The organism is Salmonella sp. SAL00670 (genome assembly GCF_046552235.1).
GTDB classification, from domain to species: domain Bacteria; phylum Pseudomonadota; class Gammaproteobacteria; order Enterobacterales; family Enterobacteriaceae; genus Salmonella; species Salmonella enterica.
On record NZ_JBGDUO010000004.1, the window covers coordinates 176,503 to 195,047 of the forward strand.

The following is an 18,545-nucleotide window of genomic DNA, read 5'->3' on the forward strand; positions in this document are numbered from 1 at the left end:
TTAAGGGAAAGAGAAAATGGCAGCTAAAGACGTAAAATTCGGTAACGACGCTCGTGTGAAAATGCTGCGCGGCGTAAACGTACTGGCAGATGCAGTGAAAGTAACCCTCGGTCCGAAAGGCCGTAACGTGGTTCTGGATAAATCTTTCGGTGCGCCGACTATCACTAAAGATGGTGTTTCCGTAGCGCGTGAAATCGAACTGGAAGACAAGTTTGAAAACATGGGCGCGCAGATGGTGAAAGAAGTTGCCTCTAAAGCGAACGACGCTGCAGGCGACGGCACCACCACCGCGACCGTACTGGCGCAGTCCATTATTACCGAAGGCCTGAAAGCCGTTGCTGCGGGCATGAACCCGATGGACCTGAAACGTGGTATCGACAAAGCGGTTGCTGCGGCGGTTGAAGAGCTGAAGGCGCTGTCCGTACCGTGCTCCGACTCTAAAGCGATTGCTCAGGTAGGTACTATCTCCGCTAACTCCGACGAAACCGTAGGTAAACTGATCGCGGAAGCGATGGATAAAGTCGGTAAAGAAGGCGTCATCACCGTTGAAGACGGTACCGGTCTGCAGGACGAACTGGACGTGGTTGAAGGTATGCAGTTTGACCGCGGCTACCTGTCTCCTTACTTCATCAACAAGCCGGAAACTGGCGCAGTAGAACTGGAAAGCCCGTTCATCCTGCTGGCTGATAAGAAAATCTCCAACATCCGCGAAATGCTGCCGGTTCTGGAAGCCGTTGCAAAAGCAGGCAAACCGCTGCTGATCATCGCTGAAGATGTTGAAGGCGAAGCGCTGGCTACCCTGGTGGTGAACACCATGCGTGGCATCGTGAAAGTGGCTGCGGTTAAGGCACCTGGCTTCGGCGATCGTCGTAAGGCGATGCTGCAGGATATCGCTACCCTGACCGGCGGTACCGTAATCTCTGAAGAGATCGGTATGGAGCTGGAAAAAGCAACCCTGGAAGACCTGGGTCAGGCGAAACGTGTTGTGATCAACAAAGACACCACCACCATCATCGATGGCGTGGGTGAAGAAGCTGCCATCCAGGGCCGTGTTGCTCAGATCCGTCAGCAGATTGAAGAAGCGACCTCCGACTACGATCGTGAAAAACTGCAGGAGCGCGTAGCGAAACTGGCAGGCGGCGTTGCGGTAATCAAAGTTGGCGCTGCGACCGAAGTTGAAATGAAAGAGAAGAAAGCCCGCGTTGAAGATGCCCTGCACGCGACCCGTGCTGCGGTAGAAGAAGGCGTGGTTGCTGGTGGTGGCGTTGCGCTGATCCGCGTTGCTTCTAAAATTGCTGACCTGAAAGGCCAGAACGAAGACCAGAACGTGGGTATCAAAGTTGCGCTGCGCGCAATGGAAGCTCCGCTGCGTCAGATCGTGCTGAACTGCGGCGAAGAGCCGTCTGTTGTCGCTAACACCGTTAAAGGCGGCGACGGTAACTACGGTTACAACGCAGCAACTGAAGAATACGGCAACATGATCGATATGGGTATCCTGGACCCAACCAAAGTTACCCGTTCTGCGCTGCAGTACGCTGCTTCTGTGGCTGGTCTGATGATCACTACCGAGTGCATGGTGACCGACCTGCCGAAAAGCGATGCTCCTGATTTAGGCGCTGCTGGCGGCATGGGTGGTATGGGTGGTATGGGCGGAATGATGTAATTGCCCACACCCTGCACCCTGCATCCTTCAGGCTGCAGATGCGTTGGCTAACCCCAGTCACTTACTTGAGTAAGTGACTGGGGATTAACAAACTGGCCGCCTTCCTGCAACCAGAATGATTTGGATGTTTATCTCCCAGAATTGAGAAACCCCCGGGCAGAAATGACCGGGGGTTTTTCTTTTAGTCATCTTTTTAGTATAAGATTCAGATACGGACAAAACGTCCAGCTCATTGATTATGGGGAATAACATGCACGTGAAATATTTAGCAGGGATCGTTGGCGCCGCGCTGCTGATGGCGGGTTGTAGCTCCAGCAACGAACTCACCGCTGCCGGCCAAAATGTACGCTTTGTCGAAGATAAGCCAGGCGCGGAATGCCAGCTTATTGGTACGGCAACTGGTAAACAGAGTAACTGGTTTTCAGGCCAGCACGGCGAAGAGGGTGGCTCAATGCGTGGCGCAGCGAACGATCTGCGTAATCAGGCGGCCGCGATGGGTGGAAACGTGCTGTATGGCGTAAGTAGTCCGTCACAGGGCATGTTGTCCAGTTTTGTCCCGACGGCCAGCGAGATGAACGGCCAGGTTTATAAATGTCCGAATTGATATGTCTGAATCGTAACGCCCTCTGAAAGATTCAGAGGGCGATATGGTTAGCGTTTTTCCTGCGATGACGCCATGCGTAGATTATGCAACGCGCGCATGCATTGATCTTGCGTCAGACGCGCTGCTTTACCGGTTCCAAGCGTTCTGACAAAAACCTTACACGGTTTTCCTTCCAGCTTTTTAAGACGCGGGCTGAAATTCAGCAAGCGGCGTGATATCGCTTCAGCTTCTTTAGAGCCTGACTGACTACGGGTCTTAATGATGGTGCCGCAATCATGCGATTGTCCTGCCTCATCCGTATAACGATAAACGAGCGCTAAATAATGCTTATACAGATTATGTTTCCAGTCAGGCTGGTTATAGGTATCGAATTCGATATTACCGTTTTCCAGGCAGTCAGCATCGTATAATGGTAAAAAGTCCAGCATTGAAGAAATACGCAATGCGAGCTCACGCATTTCGGCATTATTAATGGCGTGAATAATAGCCATCACCAGAACTTCAACCTGCCACTCACCGACCTGTAAATCAAGATGGCTACCATTGTGCAGCTTTAACGTAAAGGTTAATACTTTTTCTGTATTATCGCTCAACGCTAAAGATTCAACACGCTGATTAACATCGGCGTTTTCCAGCTCTTCACGGAGTATTGCCGGAATATTCTCATGCATTTTAAGCACATGACTGCTTTTAGCTTTCTGGCGTTTTTCCTGCTCTTGTTCCGGAAGCGAGTGTTGTAGATAAAGCCGGTGTTCAAGGCCGATCAACAAGTCTCGCAGCGCGAGCACAGGAAAGAAAAGCAGTGTTTCTTTATTTCTCAGTGACTTCACCTTAAGCGCCAGCGCGATAAACTTATCATTGTGACGAATAACGCCGGTATTTAGTCCCTTAATCGTTAAGGCCATGTCAATTCTCCACAAATATAAAATAATTAAATGTTTTACTGCAATGTATTTGATATATAAATTGTTTATGCCGTCCTATAAAAAGGAGAACCAGTATAATTCGAAAATGCAGTACACGCTAAGCGAGTCCTAAAACGGACTTTATTGAAAAGAGAGGACCGGAAAGGTGTATTTAACGAAGGTTAGTTTATCCTCGCCAGAGGGTGAGGAGAATCGCGGGGGAATCTCCTCGTAATATTGCGCGCTAATATTTTTCGTCGTCCCTGACGCGCCCGCGAGGATTAGCACTGCCGAAGCTGTAAATCCAGCGGTGTTTTGCTCGGTTCGCCGCCGATTTCACGCGCCAGTCTTGGCACCATATAGCCGGATACCAGCGTGAGCAGTTCGCGCATGATTTGCCGGGCTTCGTCATCGGTGACCATAAAATGCGCGGCGCCCTGCACTTTATCCAGCACATGCAGGTAATAGGGCATCACGCCAGCGTCAAATAGCGCGTTGCTCAGATTCGCCAGCGTTCGCGCGTTATCATTCACGCCACGCAGCAGGACGCTCTGGTTGAGAAGCGTGACGCCCACGTGGCGCAGTTTCTTCATCGCCAGGCAGAATGCCTCGTCCACTTCATTAGCGTGGTTGATATGGTTCACCAACAAAATTTGCAGACGTGACTGGTCAAAGCGGGCGACCAGTTCGTCAGTAATGCGTGCCGGGATGACGATAGGCAACCGACTGTGGATGCGTAGCCGCTTGACGTGCTTAATGGCTTCCAGTTGCGTGAGCAGCCAGTCCAGCTCATGATCTTTCGCCATCAGCGGATCGCCGCCGGAAAAGATGATCTCATCCAGTTCCGGGTGTGCGGCGATATACTCCAGCGCGACTGTCCAGTTGCGCTTATTGCCTTGATTCTCTGCATACGGGAAGTGACGACGGAAACAGTAGCGGCAATTTACCGCACATCCGCCTTTTACCAGCAATAGCGCCCGGTTTTGGTATTTATGCAATAATCCTGGCACCACGCTGTGTTGCTCTTCCAGCGGGTCGGTGGAGAAACCGGGGGCGACAATAAATTCATCCCGGGACGTCAGCACTTGACGTAAAAGAGGATCGTCAGGGTTGCCCTTCTCCATGCGCGCAATAAAAGCGCGCGGCACGCGGAGGGCAAACAAGCGCCTGGCGTCCTGTCCTGCCCGGAGGTTTTCATCAGCTTCAATCTGTAAAAGATGCAGCAGTTCGTCGGGATTGGTCACAACATCGGCAAGTTGCGCTAACCAATCTTCTCGCAATGGGGTATTTAGGGTTACAATATGCGCCATTTTGTGGCTTAGCTACCAGTTAACAATTTCAGAGGGCCTTATGGCGACTTACTATAGCAACGATTTTCGTTCCGGTCTTAAAATCATGTTGGATGGCGAACCTTATGCGGTTGAATCCAGTGAATTCGTGAAACCGGGTAAAGGCCAGGCGTTTGCCCGCGTTAAGCTGCGCCGTCTGCTGACCGGCACGCGCGTTGAGAAAACCTTCAAATCGACCGATTCCGCAGAAGGCGCGGACGTAGTCGATATGAACCTGACTTACCTGTACAACGACGGTGAGTTCTGGCATTTCATGAACAACGAAACCTTCGAACAGCTGTCTGCAGATGCCAAGGCTATCGGCGACAACGCAAAATGGCTGTTGGATCAGGCGGAATGCATCGTAACCCTGTGGAACGGTCAGCCTATCTCTGTCACTCCGCCGAACTTTGTTGAACTGGAAATTGTTGATACCGACCCAGGTCTGAAGGGCGATACCGCAGGTACTGGCGGCAAACCAGCCACGCTGTCGACTGGCGCAGTGGTTAAAGTTCCGCTGTTCGTGCAGATTGGCGAAGTGATCAAAGTCGATACCCGTTCCGGCGAATACGTATCCCGCGTAAAATAATTTACGTTATCGGGAAAAATGGTGCAGCGTATGCTGCGCCATCCTATTTTTCGCGCCTCAATGATGAAACGCTTTATCTGCCTTGTCGCACTGGTTCTTCTTACCGGCACATTATTAACGGCATGTAATACCGCCCGCGGCTTCGGCGAAGATATTCAGCATCTTGGCCACGCCATCTCCCGCGCAGCCAGCTAATCGCTTCTCGTCTTCCTAAAATTAGTCGATCGCCCGTCATTTTCTGGGATGTTGTCTATTATTAAGTTGCTATACACAAACAACATTGGCTAGAAAAGGAAGACATTATGGTTAAAAAGACAATTGCAGCGATCTTTTCTGTTTTGGTACTTTCCACTGTATTAACTGCTTGTAATACCACGCGCGGCGTGGGCGAGGACATCTCGGACGGTGGTAGTGCGATCTCTGGCGCTGCAACCAGAGCTCAGCAGTAATCATCAACGGTACGGCATGGCGTCGTACCGTTAATCGATTTTCTCCGGAAGCATAAGAAAGGGAGAATACCGATTATCCATATGAAGTTTCATACGGATATTACGCTTATAGGTGTAAACCGTTTTCCCGTGAATGCCAAGCGCATACGCAATCTCTTTATTGCTGGTGCCTTCCGTCCACATCGCGAGCACTTTTTCCTCCTGCGGAGAGAGCAATGGCGTGGCGCTTTCCGGCGCTTCCTGCAGTGGATGAGTATATAGCGCTCCTTTAATTCGTTGTGCAAGCTCATGTAAAGGCGTGTGTTTAGATAACACCGCATGACTGGCATATTGCGGTCTGTACGGCATATTCCCTGACTGTAATAATACTAACGGCGTCATCCTGCAGGCGGCAAAAAATGCATTGATAGGCTGCTCGGGTAAGGCATCGTTGAGAAAACCATATAAATCAGCGATAACCAGATGGGGCTTCCATTGCAGAATATGTTCTTTCGCCAGTATAAGGTTATTCATCCCGGATACCAGCAGTGAAGAACTGAGCACATCAGTGTGATTAAGCCAGGCCTCCATGCCCGTACGGGTAAAGTGGCATCGGTCTATCACTAAAATTTTCAACATAGTTTTTTGTACCCGGAAGTAGATAAAGCACTTTCTTTCCCAGAAGGCGTTCCATCATAGAGAACTCCTGTGGGCGCTAAATGCGAAAACTACGCGGCTTAAAAGGGCCAATTCCCGCCTTTAGACGGAAAAAAATAAAAAGGTTGAAATTCATTTTCTCTCAGGCAAGAATGGCTTTTCATCCGTATACGTTACAGGACGACCTGTAAACGCTATTCTCACCGGGGACGGCCCCATTAATTATCTGGAGCCTGCTATGTCCTGGATCATTCTATTAATCGCTGGTTTACTTGAAGTGGTATGGGCTGTCGGCCTGAAGTATACCCACGGTTTTTCTCGTCTGACCCCCAGTATTATCACCATTACGGCCATGGTTATCAGTATGGCGTTACTTTCCTGGGCAATGAAAACGCTGCCTGTTGGAACGGCGTACGCCATCTGGACCGGCATCGGCGCCGTTGGGGCGGCAATCACCGGTATCCTTCTGCTGGGCGAGTCTGCCTCACCGGCGCGTTTGCTCAGTCTTGGCTTGATCGTCGCGGGTATCATTGGGCTAAAACTCAGTGCGCATTAATTCGTCGCTGATATTGCTACGAACCTGATTGTTTTACCCAAATTAATTTATTGACGTCAAACCCCTCCCGGGTCGCGACGGCCAGCATTTGCTGTTTTATTTCCTCAGAAAGCGTTGGCGTGCGAGAGAGTATCCACAGATAGTCGCGATCCGGGCCGCACACCAGCGCATGACGGTATTCCCGGTCAAGCGCAATCACGTTATAGCCGCCGTAGAACGGGCCGAAAAAAGAGACCTTGAGCGCGGCGCGGTTTGGACTACCGGTAAAATACGCTTTGCCTTCTGTTTTTTGCCACATTTCCCGATCCGGGTTATAGCCTTTATTGATGACATTAATCCCGCCATCGTCACGCAGACTATAGGTGGCCGTGACTTGTTCCAGTCCACGTTCAAATCGATGATCGAGGCGTGCGATCTCATACCAGGTGCCGAGGTAACGTTTGGCATCAAAGTTATTTACCACGGTAACGCCTTTAGGCGGGGTAGGCGAACTACAGGCGACAACCAAAAATGCCGCAGTAACCGCAGCAACGACGGGCAGCAAGCGCATAGCGTTTTTCCTTCCAGTGTTTTTTCTAAGTGTAGAACCTGGCGGGAAAATGAGAGGCAGGAAAAGAAAAAACGCCCTCTTATCGGGTAGATAAGAGGGCGTCGTGGCAACTTAGAGAGTGATAACGCCAATCGCCGTCACAACGGTCAGGATTGCCGCCAGACCGTAGAAGACCCATTTGCCCGCAGGCACGTGGATTTTCAGGTCATGCATCGCGTGGTGCATACGGTGTAGGCCACACCATAGCGGCAGCACGATCATCAGGAACAGAAAAACGCGACCAATAAAGCTTTGGGCGAACGTCAGTACGCGCTCAAAACTCAGGGCATCGCCCGGAAATAGCCCCAGCGGCAGCATGATGCCAACCAGTAGCACGATCACCGGCGCGATGATCGCGCCCCACATACCGCCTGCGCCAAACAGTCCCCAGAATACGGGTTCATCAGAACGTTTTGGGTTTGGATTAATCATCCGGGACTCCTTACCAGAACAGGGCAACATACAGAATGACTACGGTGACTACCGCAGTGACCACCCAAAGCCCTTTGATGATTGGCTCTGGCCCCATTTTTTCGTCTTTTACAATGATATTGGCCGCCTTCGGCGCCAGTTCAAACCAGGTTTTGGTGTGCAGCAGCGCGGCCGCCAGGGTGATCAGGTTTAAGATCACTACCACCGGGTTTTGTAAAAAGCCGACGAATCCCATCCAGGATTCCGCGCCGTGTTTGAGCGCAAACAGACCGAAAATCAGTTCAATACTGAACCAGACTGCCGGCACCGCTGTGCCTTCGCGCAGCATATAAAAGCGATAAAACGGCAGTTTTTTCCACCAGGTGGACGTCATCGGCCGCACATAGGGTTTGCGTTTAGTCGTCATGTTGCACTCCTTAGCGTGGTTTCAGGGTGGCGATAAGAAAGTCTTTCGAGCTTTCCACTTTACCCTGCTGAATGGCCGCAGCCGGATCGACATGTTTTGGACAGACTTCGGAGCAGTAGCCCACGAAAGTACAGGTCCATACGCCGTTCGGACTGTTCAACTGCGCCATACGCTCCTTCTTACCGTGATCGCGGCTATCTTCGTTATAGCGATGCGCCAGCGTAATCGCAGCCGGTCCGATAAACTCAGGATTCAGACCGAACTGCGGGCACGCGGCGTAGCACAGACCACAGTTGATGCAACCGGAGAACTGGTGATACTTCGCCATTTGCGCCGGGGTTTGGACATTCGGCCCCTGATCTGGCGTGCGAGAGTTGCCAATAATGTACGGTTTAATCGCTTCCAGGCTTTCGATAAAGTGCGTCATATCGACAACCAGATCGCGCTCAATCGGGAAGTTCGCCAGCGCTTCCACCTTCATACCGTTGGTGTAATCGCGCAGGAAGGTTTTACACGCCAGTTTAGGGACGTTGTTGACCATCATGCCGCAAGAGCCGCAGATCGCCATACGGCAGGACCAGCGGTAGCTCAGGTCTGGCGACAGGTTATCTTTGATGTAGCCCAACGCGTCCAGTAGCGATGTTGTTTCATCATAAGGAACTTCATAGAAAGCACTGTGCGGCGCGGTATCGGTTTCCGGGTTATAGCGCACCACCTCAACTTTCAGGTTTTTCATCTCAGCCATTCGCCTTCTCCTTCTTATCGGCTGCTTCCGCTTCACCGCCGTAAACACGTTTGGCTGGCGGCAGGGTGGTGATTTTCACGTCGCTGTATTCCAGACGGGTCGTGCCATCAGCATCGCGGAAGGCGAGGGTGTGCTTGAGGAAGTTCACATCGTCGCGCTCGGTACAGCCTTCATCCAGACGCTGATGCGCGCCGCGGGACTCTTTACGCGCCAGCGCAGAGTGCGCCATACATTCCGCCACGTTCAGACCATGACCCAGTTCGATGGTATACAGCAGGTCAGTGTTGAACACGCTGGAGGTATCGGAGATACGTACGCGCTTGAAACGTTCCTGAAGCTCGGCCAGTTTATCAACGGTTTTCTGCATCAGTTCCGGGGTACGGTAAATACCGCAACCTTCTTCCATAGACAGACCCATCTCATCGCGGATCTTCGACCAGTTTTCGTTGCCTTCCTGGTTCACCAGATTTTTCAGACGTTGTTCAATATCGGCAACCTGGGCGTCGAGCGCGGCGCTATTTGCGGTGCCTGCCGTAGCAGCGCGTTCCATTGCTTGTTCGCCAGCCAGACGACCAAACACCACCAGTTCCGCCAGTGAGTTGGAACCGAGGCGGTTCGCGCCATGCAGGCCAACAGAGGAGCATTCGCCAACGGCAAACAGCCCTTTGACACGGCTTTCACAGTTCTGGTCGGTTTCAATGCCGCCCATGGTGTAGTGCGCGGTCGGACGTACTGGAATCGGTTCTTTAACCGGATCGACGCCGACATAGGCTTTCGCCAGTTCGCAAATGAACGGCAGACGTTCATGCAGTTTCTTCTCGCCGAGATGACGCAGGTCGAGGTGAACCACATCGCCGCGCGGCGTGGAGATGGTGTTGCCTTTACGCCATTCGTGCCAGAAAGCCTGGGATACTTTGTCGCGCGGCCCCAGTTCCATATATTTGTTTTTCGGCTCGCCCAGCGGCGTTTCGGGGCCCATGCCGTAGTCTTGCAGATAACGGTAGCCATTTTTATTGACCAGAATACCGCCTTCGCCGCGGCAACCTTCAGTCATCAGGATACCGGAACCTGGCAGGCCGGTCGGGTGATACTGAACGAATTCCATATCACGCAGCGGAACGCCATGGCTCAGCGCCATGCCCATCCCGTCGCCGGTGACGATGCCGCCGTTGGTGTTATAGCGGTATACGCGGCCTGCGCCGCCTGTCGCCATGACCACGGCGTTGGCACGGATTTGCACCAGCGTGCCTTCCATCATGTTCATTGCCACCAGGCCGCGCGCATGGTTGTCATCAACCAGAATATCCAGCACGAAATGTTCGTCAAAGCGCTGGATTTGTGGGAACTGCAGGGAAGTCTGGAACAGGGTATGCAGCATATGGAAGCCGGTTTTATCCGCGGCGAACCAGGTACGCTCGATTTTCATACCACCGAAGCGACGCACGTTAACGCTACCGTCCGGACGGCGGCTCCACGGGCAGCCCCATTGCTCCAGCTGCGTCATCTCAGTGGGACAATGGTGGACAAAGTAATCCACGACATCCTGCTCACACAGCCAGTCTCCGCCTGCTACCGTATCGTGAAAATGGTAGTCAAAGCTGTCATGATCCTGGGCGACAGCGGCTGAACCCCCTTCGGCAGCGACGGTGTGGCTGCGCATCGGGTACACTTTTGAGATCAGTGCGATTTTAGCATTGGGATTCGCCTGTGCGGCAGCAATTGCAGCACGTAATCCCGCGCCACCGGCGCCTATAATGGCAAGATCGGCTTGAAAGGTTTGCACGACATTCCTCCAGATTATTGTAATTTCACCCTCGCGCAGCCAGATAAAGCCTCTGGGTTCTGCGAAGTATGAATGCGTTTCCACTGCTCCTTTATGGGTACAACAGTATAGTCTCAGGGATGTGAGGGAAATTTGACGTGTTCGATTTTTTTAGCGTATCAGAGGGATGAATTATCATTGATTTTGATTAATTTAATTACTAAACCATCTGAAATCACTTTTTTTACCCTCCAGAAGGTGCCCGATACGCCTGCGCAAAATTTGTTTCGCCCGCGCGTTGCGAGTAGACTTCGTGACCTTGTCTTAAACTGGAGAAAGAATCATGAGCGAAACGGCAACCTGGCAGCCGAGCGCGTCCATCCCCAATTTATTAAAACGTGCGGCGATTATGGCGGAAATCCGTCGTTTCTTTGCCGATCGTGGAGTACTTGAGGTTGAGACGCCCTGCATGAGTCAGGCGACGGTCACAGACATTCATCTGTTCCCGTTCGAAACGCGTTTCGTCGGACCTGGCCATTCCCAGGGGATGAACCTCTATTTAATGACCAGTCCGGAATACCATATGAAACGCCTGCTGGCGGCAGGGTGCGGTCCGGTTTTCCAGCTATGCCGCAGTTTCCGTAATGAAGAGATGGGACGACATCATAATCCGGAATTCACCATGCTGGAGTGGTATCGCCCGCATTACGATATGTACCGCCTGATGAATGAAGTGGATGATTTGCTTCAGCAAGTGCTGGATTGTCAACCTGCGGAAAGTCTCTCCTATCAACAGGCGTTTCAGCGCCATCTGGAGATTGACCCGTTATCAGCAGATAAAACGCAACTGCGTGAGGCGGCGGCAAAGCTTGATTTAAGCAATATCGCCGATACGGAAGAAGACCGTGATACGTTGCTGCAACTGTTGTTCACGATGGGGGTTGAGCCGCATATAGGTAAAGAAAAGCCGACCTTTATTTATCACTTTCCGGCAAGTCAGGCATCGCTGGCACAAATCAGTACCGAGGATCATCGCGTCGCCGAGCGCTTTGAGGTGTACTACAAAGGTATTGAGCTGGCGAATGGTTTCCACGAACTGACGGACGCACGTGAGCAACAACAGCGCTTTGAACAGGACAATCGTAAGCGCGCCGCTCGCGGTCTGCCGCAGCAGCCGATTGACCAAAATCTGCTGGATGCTCTGGCCGCCGGTCTACCGGATTGTTCCGGCGTGGCGCTGGGTGTCGATCGTCTGGTGATGCTGGCACTGGGAGCAGAAAGCCTGGCGGACGTGATTGCTTTTACGGTCGATCGGGCGTAAATCTGAAATTCACTCTATCGCGAGATAAAATGGCGCAATAAGCGCCATTTTGTAGCATATTTTTTCAATTATCCTCTGTTTGCCACAACATAAGGCTGGAACTTTGATGCCATTTAGGTATCAATCCTGTGTTGATTTTTTTATCGCTGACCTTTGTAAAAAAGAAGGCGGCGTCAATCGGTGAGCGGCGTCTGGCAAACGCGCTCGAGAGTAAGGGATGGTTGAATGACCCACACGATAAAAAAGATGAGCCTTATTGGGCTTATCCTGATGATTTTTACTTCTGTTTTTGGTTTTGCGAATAGCCCGTCGGCGTTTTATTTAATGGGGTATAGCGCAATCCCATGGTATATATTTTCTGCCTTGCTGTTTTTTATTCCATTCGCCTTAATGATGGCTGAAATGGGTTCCGCTTATCGCAAAGAAGAGGGCGGGATCTATTCGTGGATGAATAATAGCGTGGGGCCACGTTACGCGTTTATTGGCACGTTTATGTGGTTTTCATCGTATGTCATATGGATGGTAAGTACGGCGGCAAAAATTTGGGTACCGTTTTCTACTTTTGTTTTTGGCGCCGATATGACGCAGCACTGGCGTATTGCGGGGCTTGAGCCTACGCAGGTTGTCGGGCTGCTCGCCGTTGGCTGGATGATTCTGGTGACGTGTGTCGCCGCCAGAGGGATCAATAAAATTGCGCGAATTACGGCGGTCGGAGGTATTGCCGTAATGTGTCTTAATTTAGTTTTATTGTTAGTGAGTGTCGCTATTTTGTTATTAAATGGTGGGCATTTTGCACAAGAAATTAATTTTACCTCGTCACCGAATCCGGGTTATCACTCCGGCCTGGCAATGTTGTCATTTGTGGTATTTGCTATTTTTGCTTACGGCGGTATTGAGGCTGTCGGCGGACTGGTGGATAAAACCGAAAAACCGGAAAAGAATTTTGCGAAAGGCATTGTCTTCGCGGCCATTGTGATTTCAATTGGTTATTCTTTGGCGATCTTTTTATGGGGCGTCAGTACTAACTGGCAACAGATATTAAGTAATAGCGCCGTTAACTTAGGGAATATCACCTACATTCTGATGTCGAGTTTAGGCACGACATTAGGTAACGCGTTAAACCTTTCTCCGGAAGCTGCGATGACGGTGGGCGTCTGGTTTGCGCGTATCACCGGCCTTTCTATGTTTCTGGCTTATACCGGCGCGTTTTTTACGTTGAGCTATTCACCGCTGAAAGCCATTATTCAGGGGACGCCAAAAGCGTTGTGGCCCGCGCCGATGACGACACTGAACGCTAACGGTATGCCGGCGACCGCTATGTGGCTACAGTGCGTGCTGGTGAGTCTGTTTATTTTGCTGGTCTCTTTTGGCGGTGACACCGCATCGGCGTTTTATAACAAACTCACTCTGATGGCGAACGTCTCAATGACCTTGCCATACCTGTTCCTTGCGCTGGCATTTCCCTTCTTTAAAGCGCGTCAGGATCTGGAGCGGCCATTTGTTCTCTTTAAAACCAAAGCCTCTACCCTGGTCGCGACGGGTGTTGTGGTGCTGGTGGTGACGTTTGCCAACGTCTTTACCATCATCCAGCCAGTGATTGAAGCTGGGGACTGGGACAGCGCCTTGTGGATGATCGGCGGCCCGATCTTCTTCTCGCTGCTGGCGATGGCGATTTATCAGAATTACAGCAGCCGCATGAGCGCCGATCCGGAGTGGGCGGCGGAGTAATCTTTGTCCGGATAGCGTTAGCTCATCGGCTTTATGAAAAGGATATTTATAATGAGTCCGAAAATGTTTGCATTGTGCGCTATCTGGATTTTACTGGCTATCCCACTCATCGCTGTATTTTCAGTCCTGGATAAAGAGTGGATGATTGGCGAGAGTGGGATAAACAACATTTGTGATGTGATGAGAACTGTCGAAAATGATGATTCCAGAGGTTTTGGCGCGATGATGACGCTGCCCCTGTTTTTCCCGTTTTTTTACGTTACTGTGTATAAGAAAATACGTAGTTGGTTTTTGTACTGTGTCGCGTTGGTGATATTTGCTTACTGGTCCTGGCAATTCTTCCTGCGCTATCAGTTTTGTGTGTGATCTATGCTAAAAGACCTGATAAGCCTATGTCATCGAGTCTTTTAGCGTCATCCGGCGCCATTGCGTTTACAAACTCCCCGCCGGGCGGCTGGTTTTACCCGCTGACGTTAACGTTCTCCCCGTTTGTTTACCGCCGAGGCTCTCCAGACGCATCTGGAACGGCGGGAACGGCATATCAATACCGTGTTCGCGGAAGCCAGCCAGAATCAATTGGTGGATCTCATGGCGTAATGGCATACGGTGTCCCATTTCCGCGGCATAGATACGCAGTTCGAAAATCTGAATACCCTGCTGGAGATCCACCAGAAAGATTTCAGGCGGCGGGTTATCAAGCACCAAAGAACAGCGCTGCGCCGCCGTCAGCAGAATTTGCGTCACCTCTTCGCTATTGGCATCCGCTGGCGCCGGGATGGTTAACACCACGCGCGTAACGGAGTCAGACAGCGACCAGTTGATAAACTGTTCGGTGATAAAGGCTTTATTCGGCACGATAATCTCTTTACGATCCCAGTCACTGATAGTGGTGGCGCGGGTATTGATTTTGGTCACGCTGCCGGTGAGATCGCGAATGGTCACCGTATCGCCGATACGAATCGGCTTTTCAAACAAAATAATCAGGCCGGAGATAAAGTTAGCGAAAATTTCTTGCAGGCCAAAACCAAGCCCAACGCCGAGCGCGGCCACCAGCCATTGTAGCTTCGACCACTCAATGCCGATCATCGAGAAACCGACCAGCCCGCCAATCAGCATTAACAGATATTTGGTGATGGTCGTGATGGCGTAACCGGTACCAGGCGTTAAATCGAGATGCTGTAATAACGCCAGTTCCAGCAGCGCAGGCAGATTACGCACCAACTGCGTGGTGATGATAAAGACCAGAATCGCAATGAGCACCGCCCCGAGGGTAATCGGCTCCAGACTTTCCACGCCTTGCACCGTAGAGGTGACATCCCACAGCGAAATATTCTCCAGGAAGCCGAATGCCGAGTGGATTTCCGACCACAGTACAATTACCGATAGTAGGGCGATAAGCATCAGAATTGAGCGAACCAGACGCAGCGACTGAGCGCTAATAGCGTCAAGATCGATTTCACTTTCATCGATGTCGACCGCGCCTTCCAGGCTGGAGGAGTGCGCCGGTTCTTCTTCGCCGCGCGCGCGCTGCGCCAGCATTTCCGCCCGACGATGTTTGGCGCGGTCAAAAGCCAGTCGGCGTCGTTGGATCAGCATCCAGCGGCGAATGACGTGATAGATGACCAGCAACAGGAACCAGATGGCGACCGAGGTTTCCAGTCTCGCCAGTAGCGCCTGCGCCGTGGCCAGATAACCCACCGCCGCCGCCAGAATCGCGATAAGCGGCGCGCCCATCAGCATATTCCACAGCAGGCTGTTGACCATGTTGTCGCCGTTGCCTTCTTTATCAAGATAGAGCGGGATGCCCGCTTTTTTCAGACTCAGCGTGACCAGCGCCAGCGCGCCGCATATCAGGATGAAGCAAAGGCGGCCCAACGAGCCGGAAAACTCCCGATCGTTAAGATTATCAAACATGATCACTGCCATGATGAGCGGCACGATCAGCCCAATGCTCATCAGGTAGTAGCGCATTGCTTTCGCTACCCGGTTTCGCGGCCAGCCGAAATGCGCCACAAACAGACCATTAGGGCGGGCAAACGCGGCGCAAATCATGACTACCCACAACAGCGGTACTGTCGCCGTCACGCCATCGCCGATGGCGACGGCCAGCGGATACGGCCAGGCTTCCTGTAGACCATAGCCGAGCGTCGCCCACAAGACCGGCAGCGGCGAGGCGACCAGAATCGACCAGAACACCGTTCGCAGCGTCAGCGAGAAGTGATCCTGAGTGACTTTCCCGACGCGCGAGGCCGAGCGCTCAAGGAACCGGTTGAAGTGTTGACGTGAATAGAGGCTAAACCCGACCAGCGCCAGCGCGCCGAATAACGGCAGTAGCGTCTCTTTGCTGGTCAGCATCATGATGCTGGCTTTACCTAACTGATTAAACGTATCTAATGAGATAAGCCGGCGTAAATCCTGAACCAAATCAACAGGCCAGGAGAGCGATAGCGGGCTAACGTCAGCGGTCCAGAACAGATAACGGTGGGTCGCTTCATTAACCTCTTTAAGCGCATCCTCCAGTTGGCTGTTGGAGACTTTCAGTTTGGTCAGCTCCAGGATCAGCGTATCGCCGCCCTGTAACAACGAGTTGAGCAGCTCGCGCTGAGTGCGAAGCTGGGCGTCAAGAATCTGGTTTTGCTCGGCGGTCAGCGGCTGTCCATTGGCCTGACGTATTTGCCGTAGCTGCGGCTGCTTATTGAGTAACTCTTCATAGCGCATTCGGTGAACGCGTAGCTGCGCCATTTCCGTATCAAGCTGCTGCGGCTTAGGCATCTCTGGCAGACGGGCGACCTGCGCGCGCAGCGCTTCGCCAAGCATGTTGGACACGCCAAGCCATTGCGACTGCTCCCGCAGCGTATTGAGCGCCTGACGCACCTGTAACGTTTGGCTGGTGGCCTGTCGCTGCTGCGAGGCGACCAGATCCATCCGCTGCGCTTGTTGATTGAGCGCCTGTGACAGCTCGCGGTTGACTTTAAATTGTTCGACGATGCCTTCCGGCAAACCGGCGCTGTTTTCCGCCAGCAGCTCAGTGCTTTCCAGCGCGCGTTCCGCTTCACGTTGGCGCAGGCTGTTGAGCTGATTGCGCAGCGCCTGAAGATACGCATCCAATTGCTGACTCTGTTTTTCCGCCAGCTCGGAACGCAGACGAGCCAGTTCCTGCCGGTTGTTGGCGGACAGTTGCGCCAACTCCAGTTCGTCGACTAACGCTTTTAGTTTGGCGGACTCCGCCTGCATACTGAGACTTTGCGCCTGGCTAAGCGCGGCACTTCCGCCTGCGGCGCCGAGCCGTCGCTCAATCTCATTAAGCTGGCGGCGGGCGTCGTTTTGCTGTTGGGGAAGCTGGCTGAGCGAGTCGGCGATCTCCCTGACGCGCTCCTGCTCCTGTTGCGCCTCGCGGGTTTTATCCAGTAGCTGGCTGCTAACCTGCAAGATCTCCTGATTTAACGCTTCGGTGGACATCTCTGGCGGTACGCTGCGAGGTTCATCGCGCAGATTATTCAACTGGGCGCGCAAGGTGGCGGATAGCTTAGGGAAATTATCAATAACGTGTTGATATTGTTTCGCGCGCTCAAGCGAGCCTTTTCGCTCTTCAAGCGCGTTTAACGCAGTCTGGAGCGCCTCAACGGCTTCCGGCTGAGCGGGCTTCGCCGCTTTTGCCTGCTCCAGTTCCTGCGTGATTTGTTTGGCGTCGGGGGCCGTTGCGGCGAAGGCCCCCGTGCTGAGGCACCAGGCCATCAGAAAAGCGATAATCAGGCGCACGTCAGCATTCTCTCTTGATTAGGTGTCGTCTTTTTTATTGTCAACCAGCGGGCTGGCGTCGTGTTCAGCTTTAATTTCTTCTGCCGGCAGCGGAGCAGGTTCCACCTCCGGCGCGACGAATGTTTCGGTCGACGTCGCCAGCGGTTGGCCAATTTTGGTAACGGACAGGCTTGCCAGCGACGCGATCAGATTCACTTTCCCCGGCGCAAATAAGTTGATAACCGTGGAACCCAGTTTAAAGCGCCCCATCTCCTGGCCTTTCAACAAGGCGACAGACCCTTCATGTTCGCCTTCTGGCCAGGTCCAGCGCTTGATGATGCCTTCGCGCGGCGGGGTAATGGTCCCCGCCCAGACGGTTTCGATACTGCCGACAATAGTTGCGCCGACCAGAATCTGCGCCATAGGGCCGAACTCGGTATCAAACAGACAGATAACGCGCTCGTTGCGGGCAAACAGGTTGGGGACGTTTTGCGCGGTCAGATGGTTAACGGAGAACAGATCGCCCGGTACGTAGATCATTTCACGCAGGATGCCGTTGCATGGCATATGCACGCGATGGTAGTCGCGAGGGGAGAGGTAAGTGGTCACAAACGTGCCGTTGCGGAACTTATCCGCCATCAGGTAGTTACCCGCCAGCAACGCTTCAAGGCTGTAATTATGGCCTTTGGCCTGCAAAATTTTATCTTCTTCGATACGACCCAACTGGCTTATCACGCCGTCGGCAGGCATCACCAGGATGTTAGGATCGGTATTGAGCGGACGCACGTCATCACGCAGCGGACGAACAAAGAAATCATTGAACGTACGATAGCTGGCGGTATCCGGTTTTTGCGCCTCGGTCATATCGACTTTGTAATACTTTACGAAGAGATCGATAACCAGTTTTGTCAGCCATCCTGCTCGTTTGCTTGCGCCCCAGCCCGCCAGGCGAGTGAGCCATAGTTTCGGCAGAATGTATTGTAGCGAAAGTTTAAATGAGTTTAACAAGGTAGCCTCCAGGCCATTGTTGTTCCTGAACCGGCAGTTATACCGGTATCCTGAAAAAAGGGGACGATTCTAACGACGCCTAGCGT

General features: G+C 52.4%; 19 protein-coding genes. 9 read left to right on the forward strand and 10 right to left on the reverse strand.

Annotation, left to right across the window (positions count from 1 at the left end; genetic code table 11):
• The first annotated feature begins 16 nt into the window (after window positions 1–16).
• Window positions 17–1,663 (forward strand): chaperonin GroEL, encoded by a 1,647-nt coding sequence (gene groL / locus ACLJRS_RS14715; RefSeq protein WP_000729126.1) that lies wholly within the window; start codon window positions 17–19, stop codon window positions 1,661–1,663.
• A gap of 250 nt (window positions 1,664–1,913) precedes the next feature.
• The gene (locus tag ACLJRS_RS14720; RefSeq protein ID WP_000558210.1) at window positions 1,914–2,267 is read left to right on the forward strand and encodes a DUF4156 domain-containing protein; all 354 of its coding nucleotides are present in this window, start codon (window positions 1,914–1,916) and stop codon (window positions 2,265–2,267) included.
• 47 nt (window positions 2,268–2,314) lie between these two features.
• Here the strand turns inward: ACLJRS_RS14720 and ACLJRS_RS14725 are convergent, their stop codons facing one another.
• Complete coding sequence (locus tag ACLJRS_RS14725) at window positions 2,315–3,172, reverse strand: YjeJ family protein (RefSeq protein WP_001229224.1); 858 nt, start codon at window positions 3,170–3,172, stop codon at window positions 2,315–2,317.
• A 281-nt stretch (window positions 3,173–3,453) separates the two neighbouring features.
• Complete coding sequence (epmB, locus tag ACLJRS_RS14730) at window positions 3,454–4,482, reverse strand: EF-P beta-lysylation protein EpmB (RefSeq protein WP_000940482.1); 1,029 nt, start codon at window positions 4,480–4,482, stop codon at window positions 3,454–3,456.
• Window positions 4,483–4,522: 40 nt separating this feature from the next.
• Between epmB and efp the strand changes: the two genes are divergently transcribed.
• The 3 genes from efp to ecnB all read left to right on the forward strand — a co-directional run bounded on the left by efp (window position 4,523) and on the right by ecnB (window position 5,538).
• The gene (efp, locus tag ACLJRS_RS14735) at window positions 4,523–5,089 is read left to right on the forward strand and encodes an elongation factor P (protein ID WP_000257282.1); all 567 of its coding nucleotides are present in this window, start codon (window positions 4,523–4,525) and stop codon (window positions 5,087–5,089) included.
• Window positions 5,090–5,149: 60 nt separating this feature from the next.
• On the forward strand, window positions 5,150–5,284 hold the full coding sequence (locus tag ACLJRS_RS14740) for an entericidin A/B family lipoprotein (RefSeq protein WP_001670700.1): 135 nt from the start codon (window positions 5,150–5,152) through the stop codon (window positions 5,282–5,284).
• A 107-nt stretch (window positions 5,285–5,391) separates the two neighbouring features.
• Complete coding sequence (ecnB, locus tag ACLJRS_RS14745; RefSeq protein WP_000239598.1) at window positions 5,392–5,538, forward strand: lipoprotein toxin entericidin B; 147 nt, start codon at window positions 5,392–5,394, stop codon at window positions 5,536–5,538.
• Between the two features lie 30 nt (window positions 5,539–5,568).
• On the opposite strand, the gene ACLJRS_RS14750 is transcribed toward ecnB, so the two are convergent.
• Window positions 5,569–6,156: a helix-turn-helix transcriptional regulator gene (locus tag ACLJRS_RS14750; RefSeq protein ID WP_000912959.1), complete on the reverse strand. Its 588-nt coding sequence runs from the start codon at window positions 6,154–6,156 to the stop codon at window positions 5,569–5,571.
• 256 nt (window positions 6,157–6,412) lie between these two features.
• Here ACLJRS_RS14750 and sugE point away from each other — a divergent pair, with 256 nt between their 5' ends.
• Complete coding sequence (gene sugE, locus ACLJRS_RS14755; RefSeq protein ID WP_000118469.1) at window positions 6,413–6,730, forward strand: quaternary ammonium compound efflux SMR transporter SugE; 318 nt, start codon at window positions 6,413–6,415, stop codon at window positions 6,728–6,730.
• 16 nt (window positions 6,731–6,746) lie between these two features.
• On the opposite strand, the gene ACLJRS_RS14760 is transcribed toward sugE, so the two are convergent.
• From ACLJRS_RS14760 to frdA, 5 genes are all read right to left on the reverse strand, one after another.
• Window positions 6,747–7,280: a lipocalin family protein gene (locus ACLJRS_RS14760; RefSeq protein WP_001238396.1), complete on the reverse strand. Its 534-nt coding sequence runs from the start codon at window positions 7,278–7,280 to the stop codon at window positions 6,747–6,749.
• Window positions 7,281–7,391: 111 nt separating this feature from the next.
• The gene (gene frdD / locus ACLJRS_RS14765; protein WP_000609650.1) at window positions 7,392–7,751 is read right to left on the reverse strand and encodes a fumarate reductase subunit FrdD; all 360 of its coding nucleotides are present in this window, start codon (window positions 7,749–7,751) and stop codon (window positions 7,392–7,394) included.
• Between the two features lie 10 nt (window positions 7,752–7,761).
• Complete coding sequence (frdC, locus tag ACLJRS_RS14770) at window positions 7,762–8,157, reverse strand: fumarate reductase subunit FrdC (protein ID WP_000208749.1); 396 nt, start codon at window positions 8,155–8,157, stop codon at window positions 7,762–7,764.
• A 10-nt stretch (window positions 8,158–8,167) separates the two neighbouring features.
• Window positions 8,168–8,902: a fumarate reductase iron-sulfur protein gene (frdB, locus tag ACLJRS_RS14775; RefSeq protein ID WP_000829509.1), complete on the reverse strand. Its 735-nt coding sequence runs from the start codon at window positions 8,900–8,902 to the stop codon at window positions 8,168–8,170.
• Window positions 8,895–10,685: a fumarate reductase (quinol) flavoprotein subunit gene (gene frdA, locus ACLJRS_RS14780; protein WP_001192958.1), complete on the reverse strand. Its 1,791-nt coding sequence runs from the start codon at window positions 10,683–10,685 to the stop codon at window positions 8,895–8,897. Before frdA ends, frdB begins: the two co-directional genes overlap by 8 nt.
• Window positions 10,686–11,007: 322 nt before the next feature.
• Here frdA and epmA point away from each other — a divergent pair, with 322 nt between their 5' ends.
• The 3 genes from epmA to ACLJRS_RS14795 all read left to right on the forward strand — a co-directional run bounded on the left by epmA (window position 11,008) and on the right by ACLJRS_RS14795 (window position 14,079).
• On the forward strand, window positions 11,008–11,985 hold the full coding sequence (gene epmA / locus ACLJRS_RS14785) for an elongation factor P--(R)-beta-lysine ligase (RefSeq protein WP_000004797.1): 978 nt from the start codon (window positions 11,008–11,010) through the stop codon (window positions 11,983–11,985).
• Window positions 11,986–12,210: 225 nt separating this feature from the next.
• Window positions 12,211–13,713, forward strand: a complete 1,503-nt coding sequence (yjeM, locus tag ACLJRS_RS14790) for a glutamate/gamma-aminobutyrate family transporter YjeM (RefSeq protein WP_000149876.1) — start codon at window positions 12,211–12,213, stop codon at window positions 13,711–13,713.
• A gap of 51 nt (window positions 13,714–13,764) precedes the next feature.
• Window positions 13,765–14,079 (forward strand): YjeO family protein, encoded by a 315-nt coding sequence (locus ACLJRS_RS14795; RefSeq protein ID WP_000074655.1) that lies wholly within the window; start codon window positions 13,765–13,767, stop codon window positions 14,077–14,079.
• Window positions 14,080–14,145: 66 nt separating this feature from the next.
• Here ACLJRS_RS14795 and mscM read toward each other — a convergent pair whose 3' ends face one another.
• Complete coding sequence (mscM, locus tag ACLJRS_RS14800) at window positions 14,146–17,472, reverse strand: miniconductance mechanosensitive channel MscM (RefSeq protein ID WP_001236755.1); 3,327 nt, start codon at window positions 17,470–17,472, stop codon at window positions 14,146–14,148.
• Between the two features lie 18 nt (window positions 17,473–17,490).
• Entirely contained in the window at window positions 17,491–18,459 is a 969-nt protein-coding gene (asd, locus tag ACLJRS_RS14805; RefSeq protein WP_000934949.1) for an archaetidylserine decarboxylase, read from the reverse strand.
• Between the last annotated feature and the right edge of the window lie 86 nt (window positions 18,460–18,545).

Bases quoted from the DNA above. Each gene is read 5' to 3' on its own strand.
- groL (WP_000729126.1), top strand. From the start codon at position 17: ATGGCAGCTAAAGACGTAAAATTCGGTAACGACGCTCGTGTGAAAATG.
- ACLJRS_RS14720 (WP_000558210.1), top strand. From the start codon at position 1,914: ATGCACGTGAAATATTTAGCAGGGATCGTTGGCGCCGCGCTGCTGATG.
- ACLJRS_RS14725 (WP_001229224.1), bottom strand. From the start codon at position 3,172: ATGGCCTTAACGATTAAGGGACTAAATACCGGCGTTATTCGTCACAAT.
- epmB (WP_000940482.1), bottom strand. From the start codon at position 4,482: ATGGCGCATATTGTAACCCTAAATACCCCATTGCGAGAAGATTGGTTA.
- efp (WP_000257282.1), top strand. From the start codon at position 4,523: ATGGCGACTTACTATAGCAACGATTTTCGTTCCGGTCTTAAAATCATG.
- ACLJRS_RS14740 (WP_001670700.1), top strand. From the start codon at position 5,150: ATGATGAAACGCTTTATCTGCCTTGTCGCACTGGTTCTTCTTACCGGC.
- ecnB (WP_000239598.1), top strand. From the start codon at position 5,392: ATGGTTAAAAAGACAATTGCAGCGATCTTTTCTGTTTTGGTACTTTCC.
- ACLJRS_RS14750 (WP_000912959.1), bottom strand. From the start codon at position 6,156: ATGTTGAAAATTTTAGTGATAGACCGATGCCACTTTACCCGTACGGGC.
- sugE (WP_000118469.1), top strand. From the start codon at position 6,413: ATGTCCTGGATCATTCTATTAATCGCTGGTTTACTTGAAGTGGTATGG.
- ACLJRS_RS14760 (WP_001238396.1), bottom strand. From the start codon at position 7,280: ATGCGCTTGCTGCCCGTCGTTGCTGCGGTTACTGCGGCATTTTTGGTT.
- frdD (WP_000609650.1), bottom strand. From the start codon at position 7,751: ATGATTAATCCAAACCCAAAACGTTCTGATGAACCCGTATTCTGGGGA.
- frdC (WP_000208749.1), bottom strand. From the start codon at position 8,157: ATGACGACTAAACGCAAACCCTATGTGCGGCCGATGACGTCCACCTGG.
- frdB (WP_000829509.1), bottom strand. From the start codon at position 8,902: ATGGCTGAGATGAAAAACCTGAAAGTTGAGGTGGTGCGCTATAACCCG.
- epmA (WP_000004797.1), top strand. From the start codon at position 11,008: ATGAGCGAAACGGCAACCTGGCAGCCGAGCGCGTCCATCCCCAATTTA.
- yjeM (WP_000149876.1), top strand. From the start codon at position 12,211: ATGACCCACACGATAAAAAAGATGAGCCTTATTGGGCTTATCCTGATG.
- ACLJRS_RS14795 (WP_000074655.1), top strand. From the start codon at position 13,765: ATGAGTCCGAAAATGTTTGCATTGTGCGCTATCTGGATTTTACTGGCT.